The organism is Corynebacterium sp. HMSC036D02 (assembly GCF_001836165.1).
Lineage (GTDB): Bacteria > Actinomycetota > Actinomycetes > Mycobacteriales > Mycobacteriaceae > Corynebacterium.
The window spans coordinates 1-7,499 of sequence record NZ_KV827665.1 but is presented as its reverse complement, the minus strand read 5'-3'; the positions used below and the strand labels follow the sequence as shown (position 1 = coordinate 7,499).

Annotated in this window: 10 protein-coding genes; 6 read left to right on the top strand and 4 right to left on the bottom strand. The window is 61.1% G+C overall.

Annotation, left to right across the window (positions count from 1 at the left end; all coding sequences use genetic code 11):
- The first annotated feature begins 370 nt into the window (after positions 1-370).
- From era to HMPREF2743_RS04295, 3 genes are read left to right on the top strand one after another with little or no spacing between them, the layout of a single operon-like run.
- Entirely contained in the window at positions 371-1,366 is a 996-nt protein-coding gene (gene era / locus HMPREF2743_RS04305; protein WP_070818236.1) for a GTPase Era, read from the top strand.
- A gap of 18 nt (positions 1,367-1,384) precedes the next feature.
- Complete coding sequence (gene recO / locus HMPREF2743_RS04300) at positions 1,385-2,101, top strand: DNA repair protein RecO (protein ID WP_070818235.1); 717 nt, start codon at positions 1,385-1,387, stop codon at positions 2,099-2,101.
- A gap of 10 nt (positions 2,102-2,111) precedes the next feature.
- A complete protein-coding gene (locus HMPREF2743_RS04295) occupies positions 2,112-2,864 on the top strand; it encodes an isoprenyl transferase (RefSeq protein WP_070818234.1) in 753 nt (250 codons plus the stop codon).
- A gap of 23 nt (positions 2,865-2,887) precedes the next feature.
- Here HMPREF2743_RS04295 and HMPREF2743_RS04290 read toward each other — a convergent pair whose 3' ends face one another.
- The 4 genes from HMPREF2743_RS04290 to HMPREF2743_RS04275 all read right to left on the bottom strand — a co-directional run bounded on the left by HMPREF2743_RS04290 (position 2,888) and on the right by HMPREF2743_RS04275 (position 4,511).
- Entirely contained in the window at positions 2,888-3,082 is a 195-nt protein-coding gene (locus HMPREF2743_RS04290; protein ID WP_070818233.1) for a helix-turn-helix transcriptional regulator, read from the bottom strand.
- Between the two features lie 3 nt (positions 3,083-3,085).
- Positions 3,086-3,535, bottom strand: coding sequence for a hypothetical protein (locus tag HMPREF2743_RS04285; RefSeq protein WP_070818232.1), 450 nt, complete (start codon positions 3,533-3,535; stop codon positions 3,086-3,088).
- Positions 3,536-3,764: 229 nt separating this feature from the next.
- Positions 3,765-4,184: a Fur family transcriptional regulator gene (locus HMPREF2743_RS04280; RefSeq protein WP_070818231.1), complete on the bottom strand. Its 420-nt coding sequence runs from the start codon at positions 4,182-4,184 to the stop codon at positions 3,765-3,767.
- A gap of 27 nt (positions 4,185-4,211) precedes the next feature.
- Positions 4,212-4,511, bottom strand: coding sequence for an ArsR/SmtB family transcription factor (locus HMPREF2743_RS04275; RefSeq protein ID WP_070818230.1), 300 nt, complete (start codon positions 4,509-4,511; stop codon positions 4,212-4,214).
- A 190-nt stretch (positions 4,512-4,701) separates the two neighbouring features.
- Here HMPREF2743_RS04275 and HMPREF2743_RS04270 point away from each other — a divergent pair, with 190 nt between their 5' ends.
- Genes HMPREF2743_RS04270 through HMPREF2743_RS04260 form a run of 3 tightly spaced genes read left to right on the top strand, consistent with a single transcriptional unit; the run spans position 4,702 to position 7,036 of the window.
- Positions 4,702-6,081 carry a glycine--tRNA ligase gene (locus tag HMPREF2743_RS04270; protein WP_070818229.1) on the top strand — a complete coding sequence of 460 codons (1,380 nt, stop codon included), beginning with the start codon at positions 4,702-4,704 and terminating at the stop codon, positions 6,079-6,081.
- Entirely contained in the window at positions 6,081-6,599 is a 519-nt protein-coding gene (locus HMPREF2743_RS04265) for a hypothetical protein (RefSeq protein WP_070818228.1), read from the top strand. The genes HMPREF2743_RS04270 and HMPREF2743_RS04265 overlap by 1 nt, the downstream gene beginning before the upstream one ends.
- On the top strand, positions 6,599-7,036 hold the full coding sequence (locus tag HMPREF2743_RS04260; RefSeq protein WP_070818227.1) for a hypothetical protein: 438 nt from the start codon (positions 6,599-6,601) through the stop codon (positions 7,034-7,036). Before HMPREF2743_RS04265 ends, HMPREF2743_RS04260 begins: the two co-directional genes overlap by 1 nt.
- The last annotated feature ends 463 nt before the right edge of the window (positions 7,037-7,499 follow it).

The window sequence follows — 7,499 nt, the reverse complement described above, 5'->3', positions numbered from 1 at the left end:
GATGTTCACAACTCAAAGGCAGGCGCCGCTTGGGGGCAAACAAACCTTCTGGAGGTCGCTAGATGGTTCGTTTGGGGGCAAAGAAACCTTATGACCAGAACCGTCTGACTAGAACCATCTGCAGGCCAGATAAACCCCGCGCGAGCACAGAAGGTCCCTCTAGTCTGGTCCCTTCGAACACTAAGGGGACCATTTAGCACGCGAAAACCGCCACCAGATGGTCCCTTTGCACAGAGAAGGGACCAGAGTAGAAGGACCAAACTACAAGGCCCCTCGGCAGGAAGCTCTCGGGGCCGCACGTCGAGAGCCAGAGCAGAGCGATACAACAAGAACGGGACTCGGCAGCTCGTGCGTTATGATATGAGGCAATATGAGCACTGATTTCGATGCCGCCTTCGCCGACCTGCCAGCCGAGGGCGAAGCTAACGCCGCCGACTATTCGCAATACACCGACACGCCCGAGGGCTTCCGCTCCGGCTTCGTGTCTTTCGTCGGCCGTCCCAATACCGGCAAGTCCACCCTGACCAACGCGCTGGTGGGGCAGAAGATCGCCATCACCGCCGACCAGCCGGAAACCACCCGCCACCCCATCCGCGGCTTGGTGCACCGTGAGGATGCGCAAATCGTTCTCGTTGACACACCCGGCCTGCACCGCCCGCGCACTCTGCTCGGCGAGCGCCTCAATGAAGTTGTCAAAGACACGTATGCGGACGTCGACGTCATCGGCCTGACCATTCCCGCGGATGAGAAGATCGGCCCAGGCGATCGTTGGATCCTGGAGAACGTCCGCAAGGTCGCCCCGAAGACCCCCATCATCGGCATCGTCACCAAGTTGGATAAAGCATCCAAGGACCAAGTCGGCGCCCAGCTGCTCGCCCTGCATGAGCTGCTCGCCGAAGAGAACCCCGATGCCGTGGTCATCCCAGTTTCCGCCACCGAGCGCGCGCAGCTGGATGAGCTGACCCAGGTCATCGTGGACCACCTCCCCGAAGGCCCCAAGTTCTACCCCGATGACCACATCACGGATGAAGACCAGTCCAAGCGCATCGCCGAGCTGATCCGCGAGTCCGCGCTGTCCGGCCTGAAGTACGAGCTCCCGCACTCCGTCGCCGTCGAGGTCGATGAGATTCTGCCCAGCCAGGAACGCCCCGACGTCCTCAACGTCCACGCCATCCTCTACCTCGAGCGGCCCGGCCAAAAGCGCATCATCGAGGGTAAGGACGGCCGCCGCTTCCGCCGCATCGTGGGCACCGCCCGCAAGGAAATCATCCAGCTGCTGGGCCACAACGTCTACCTCGATCTGCGTATTAAGGTGCTCAAGAACTGGCAGTCGGACCCGAAGGCGCTGGGCCGCCTGGGCTTCTAGAAGCGGGGGAGCTTCTACATGCGGGAGAATTTCCGCGACCGCGCCCTCGTCATCCGCTCCTATGATTTCGGCGAGGCGGATCGCATCATCGTGCTCTTGACCCGCCACCACGGCCTCGTGCGCGGGGTGGCCAAGGGCGTTCGCCGCGCCAAATCGCGCTTCGGCTCGCGCCTGCAGCTCTTCGTCAACCTCGACGTGCAGCTCTACCCAGGCCGCAACCTCTACACCATTTCCCAGGCCGATACCGTGGATTACTTCGGCGCGCGCATCATCGAGGACTACGAGCGCTACACCGCCGCGTGTGCTGCGCTCGAATCCGCCGAGCGCCTCGCCGCTGCCGATGCCCCCGGCGATCCCTACCTTTATGAGGCCTGCGTCGATGTCCTCGACAAGCTTCAGCACGGCGATCCGCTCATGCTTCTCGACGCCTTCCTCCTCAAAGCCATGTCCCACGCCGGCTGGGCACCCAGCTTTTTCGATTGCGCCCAGTGCCAAAGGCCCGGCCCCCATCACGCCTTCCACCCGGCCGTGGGCGGAGCCGCCTGCCACCAATGCCGCCCGCCAGGGGCCGCCGAGGTAGACCCGGAAACCCTGCACCACATGTGGCTTATTGCCCACGACCACCCCAGCCAGCCGACCAATGCCCAAGCCCAAGAGGCCCACCGCCTCACCCGCGCGCACCTGCAATGGCATCTTGAGCGAAGCGTTGGCGCGCTGGGGATCATGGAACAGTAGACTGTAACCCGTGATTACGCCTGACCCGAACCGAGTCCTTCATCCGCCCGCTATCCCGCAGGAGTTCCTGCCGCGCCACATCGCGCTGGTCATGGACGGCAACGGCCGTTGGGCAGAGGAGCGTGGCATGAAGCGCACCGAAGGTCACCGTCGGGGAGAGGCAGTGCTTCTCGACGTCGTCGATGCCTGCCTTTCCCTCGGTGTTCCTTACCTTTCCGCCTATGCCTTCTCCACCGAGAATTGGCGCCGCAGCGCGGAGGAAGTCCGCTTCCTCATGGGCTTTAATCGCGATGTGCTGCGCCGCCAGCGCCACTGGCTCAACGAAAGGGGAGTGCGCGTGGTGTGGGCCGGCCGCCGCCCGCGCCTGTGGCGCTCGGTTATCAAGGAGCTCGAGGCTGCCGAGGAGCTCACCAAGGACAACACCAAGATGACCCTGGTGATGTGCGTGAATTACGGTGGGCGCGCCGAGCTTGTCGACGGCATCCGGGCCCTCGCCGAGCAAGTCTCCCGCGGCGAGTTGGACCCGCGCTCCATCAGTGAGAAGACGGTGAGCTCGGTGATGTATGACCCCGATATGCCGGACGTGGATTTGTTCTTGCGCCCCTCAGGCGAGAAGCGCACCTCGAACTTCCTGCTGTGGCAGTCGGCCTATGCAGAGATGATTTATCAAGACAAACTCTTCCCGGATTTCACGCCGGAAGACTTGTTCGCCGCGGTGGAGGAGTACGCGCGGCGTGACCGCCGCTTCGGCGGCGTCAAGTAGCGCGCGGGGTTTGCCGCGCGCTTTTAGGCATCTGGGATGAAAATGTCCTCGATGCGGCAGGAAAAGTGGCGCGCGATGTGAAAAGCGAGGGGAAGCGATGGATCGTAGCGCCCCTTTTCAATGCTGATGATGGTTTGGCGCGAGACACCCAATTCGGTGGCGAGGCCTTGTTGTGAGAGCTTACGCTGCTCCCGTATCTCTTTGAGTCGGTTGTCCACGGCTTAGCTCGCGGCCTTCTTGTGCGCGATATAGCTGATACCAAAGGTGCCAGTAACGAAGGCTCCCAGAATGATGGTGAGCAGAGTGCCGGAGACGCTGAATTCCCAGAAGGACGAGATGATGCCTAGGCCACCGATAGCAAAGAGCATGGCATGCAGGGTGTTTTCGGAAGCCTGTGAATACCAATGAGACTCGATGGAGTTCTCTGGGTCTGGCGTGGCCCCGTCGATAGTGGAGCGATCCACCATGAATGCCCAGCTAGCCACCGTGGTTACTGGGAGAAGGCACAAAGCGTAGACCGCAAAAGCGAGCCACGGCGCTTCTTGATGCACGAACGCAGCAATGGCAGCTCCGGCTGTCGTGGCGAGAGCTAGGCCCGCGGCTAGGGAAAGGACGATTAGTTTGGCTTGGGTGCCGCCAAATTTGGGGCGGCCAAAACGAGTGGTGCGCATGGTTCTCCTGTCAGCGATGTCTGTAAAGCGTGCTTTACGGACACTATATGTCAAGTGCCCTTTACTGTAAAGGGTGCTTTACCTGGCTTGCCTGACGGGAAAGGGGTTGTCGCTGGTAGTGGGCAAAAGAAAAAGCCTCAGCCGCCGCTAGTTTAGGGCTGGCTGAGGGGACAGGTTTTCTGTGAAAGAAAGACTCCCTGTGCGGAAAGGCTAGGCGCGGTAAAAGCTTCTATGACGCAGCGGAGCAGTTGGCGCAGATGCCGAAGATTTCGGCATCGTGCCCGGTGAGCTCGAAGTCATGCTCCTTGGCTACCGAGGAGGCCCACTCTTCAATCGGGCCGCCGTCGATTTCCTCGGTGCGGCCGCACTTGGTGCATACCAAGTGGTGGTGGTGCGCATCGCTTTCGCAATGGCGGTAGAGGGTTTCGCCGGAGGGCATGTGGAGCGCGTCGACAGCTTCAATCTCCGAAAGTGATTGGAGCGTGCGGTAGACGGTGGTGAGGCCGACTTTCTGGTTGCCGTCGAGAAGCGCCTGGTGAATGTCCTTGGCAGAGACGAACTTATCGAGGCTGCGCAGGACCTCAACGACGGCGGTGCGCTGGCGTGTATTGCGAGCGCCGAGTTTGGGAATACTGTCGTGGATGGCCATGTGGCTTAGTTTATCAACACACTTCCATTAAGAGATGGCCAGTGAGGCGTCGCGAAGCAAAGGCAGCACCTTAGGGGCCACCAAAGAGTAACGGACTTCGCGGCCGGTGCGCTCGCTGTCGACGATGTTCGCGCGTTTCAAAACCCGCAGGTGCTGACTAATAAGTGGCTGCGATTTGCCGGTCGCGGAGACCAGTTCGTGGACGTAGTGATCGCGCTCGGCTAGGCGCTGGATGATGTCGATGCGCAATGGTGAATCCAAAGCGCTAATGACGGAGGCAGCCGCCGCCAGATCGAGGGGAGGGGTGTCAGTCTGGGTGTTGGTCACGCCGTTCACCTTCAGTCATTTCTATCGGTGGAGAGTTAAAAAGAGAGCTATCGGCACTATAGCTGAAGAATGCGGAAATGTGTATAAAATGCACCACACTTCTGGGGTGAAGGCACGCGGTGCTAAGGGGCACGCTAGACTAGGCCGCACTGTATAAAGACTGTCCCCTACCAGAGGAGTCCCATTAGCTATGGCATCCGTCATTGATACCGTCGTCAGCCTGTGTAAGCGCCGCGGCTTGGTCTACCAGGCAGGTGAAATTTATGGCGGTTCCCGCTCTGCGTGGGACTATGGCCCGCTTGGCGTCGAGCTCAAAGAGAACATCAAGCGCCAGTGGTGGCGCCACATGGTGCAGTCCCGCGATGATGTCGTGGGTGTCGATACATCTGTGATCCAGCCGCGCCAGGTGTGGGTGTCCTCCGGCCACGTTGAGGTTTTCACCGACCCGCTGGTGGAGTCCAAGCACACCGGTAAGCGCTACCGCGCCGACCACCTGATTGAGGCTTATGAGGAAAAGCACGGCCATGAGCCGGCAAATGGCCTTGCGGATATTAATGATCCGGAGACCGGCCAGCCGGGTGACTGGACCGAGCCGAAGGCCTTCTCCGGTCTGCTCAAGACCTTCCTGGGCCCGGTTGATGATGAGCAGGGCCTGCACTACCTGCGCCCGGAGACCGCGCAGGGCATCTTCGTGAACTTCAAGAACGTGATGACCTCGGCGCGTATGAAGCCGCCGTTCGGCATCGCCAACATTGGTAAGTCCTTCCGCAACGAGATCACCCCGGGTAACTTCATTTTCCGCACCCGCGAGTTCGAGCAGATGGAGATGGAGTTCTTCGTCAAACCGGGCGAGGACGAAGAGTGGCACCAGTACTGGATCGATGACCGCTTCAACTGGTACATCGACCTCGGTATCAAGAAGGAGAACCTGCGCCTCTACGAGCACCCGCAGGAGAAGCTCTCCCACTACTCCAAGCGCACCGTGGACGTGGAATACGCCTACAACTTCAAGGGCTCCAAGTGGGGCGAGCTGGAAGGCGTGGCCAACCGTACGGACTACGACCTTTCCGTGCACACCAAGGGCTCGGGCGAGGACCTGTCCTACTTTGACCAGGAGGCTGGCGAGCGCTGGATCCCGTACGTCATCGAGCCGGCTGCCGGCCTGGGCCGCGCCATGATGGCCTTCCTCATCGATGCCTACGACGAAGAGGAGGCCCCGAACGCCAAGGGCGGTACCGATAAGCGCGTGGTGCTGCGCCTGGATCGCCGTCTGGCTCCGGTCAAGGTGGCCGTGCTGCCGCTGTCGAAGAAGGAAGAACTGTCCACCCCGGCCCGCGAGCTGGCTAACAAGCTGCGCGCGAACTGGAACGTGGAGTTCGATGTGTCTGGTGCCATCGGCCGCCGCTACCGCCGCCAGGATGAGATTGGTACTCCGTTCTGCGTGACCTATGACTTCGACACCCTCGAGGACAACGCGGTCACCGTGCGTGAGCGTGACTCCATGGAGCAGGAGCGCGTCAAGCTCGATGAGCTTGAGGCTTACCTGGCCGCTCGACTGATCGGCTGCTAATGCACTACACCAGCTGGGACCGCAGCGACCGCCAGAACCCGGTCCTCCTCGTGGGGGAGGGGCCGGCGTCGTTGGGCATGTTCCAGGAACGCTCGGCAGATGTGGAAGGCGAGCACTGGCGCCTGGGCCTCGATGATCTGGGCGCGTCGGTGACCTTGGAAGATGACCGTGTCTACCGCCTGGCGGGCAACCCCAAGCGCGATAAGCGTTTGGAGGCCTCGCTGGATGGGCGCACTTTTGCCTTCATCAACGAGGCCGGCGGCGACTGGATTGTCGAGGACCACGACGGCCTGAAAATCGCGCAATTTTCCTCCAAGAACTCTGGCGTACGCAAGGCCATCCTCGAGTTCGAAGGCGAGGACAGCGATGATTCCGATGATCTCAGTCATTCGGAAATTGCTGCGCTGAGCTGGTTTACCCGCGTCATTTTGGAGGCTCGGACGCAGAAGACCGCGGTCCCGATCATCACGACGCTGCTGCTCATGACCATCGTTGCCATCATCGCGGTGCTTCTCTGATGCAACGTTGGGTGTGGCGCGACGGGGCGTTGGCGGATGGCGCGGGCGAAGTCATCGCCCGCGTGACTCCGACGGGCCTGCTGCTGCCCCAAACGGGCACCACCATCGCCTTCAAGCACACCCCGGGCGCGCGGCGCTTTACCGTGCGCGGGGCCGACTTTTCCGCGGAGCAGGCCAGCTTCACGGTGAACAAGCTGCGCGCGCTCTGTCAGGGCCGCGAGTACTTGCTTGAGCGCACGAACCCCTTTCGCCGGCAGCGCCGCATCCTCGCTATCCCAGACTCCGCCACGTCGGGCACCGCCACCGAGGTCGCTCGCACCACTCCGCGGGGCCGCGGCCTCGAAGTCGCGGTGGGCGAACTACCCCTCACCGACGCCGTCTTCATCAGCTACTGTTGCCTGCTTCTCGACGGCTCCACCCGCCCCCTTCGCACCTAACCCACCTTCCGCGATATAGTCAGAACTGGCGTGGAAACTTGGGTGATTTCATTAAAAGGGGAGCTCTTCTAGCTTCCTTGCTCGGCTTGGTATGCCGGTAGAGGGCTCGCGTTAGATGGTTGCAGTCATAAGGTTTGTTTGCCCCCAAACGAACCATCTAGCTCGGTGTAAAAGGTTTACTTGCCCCCAGGTAAACCGTTTGACTGCAACCTTTTGAGAGAAGCCTTTTGACGAGAACCATGTGCATGACCGGTCTACGCCTACCGTGTATGTGCACCACCCCGTATCCGAGGAACTGATTGGCCGGCTACCGAGACGCGGTCCAATCGCCGGATGCGTGTACAGGAAAACCGGCCGAAGGCATCTCGCGGACGGCATCCGACAGAAGGCATCTGACAAATGGCGTCTGTCAAAAGGCGTCTTTGGGGCTGAACGGCGCCTGCCTTTGAGTTGTGAACATCCC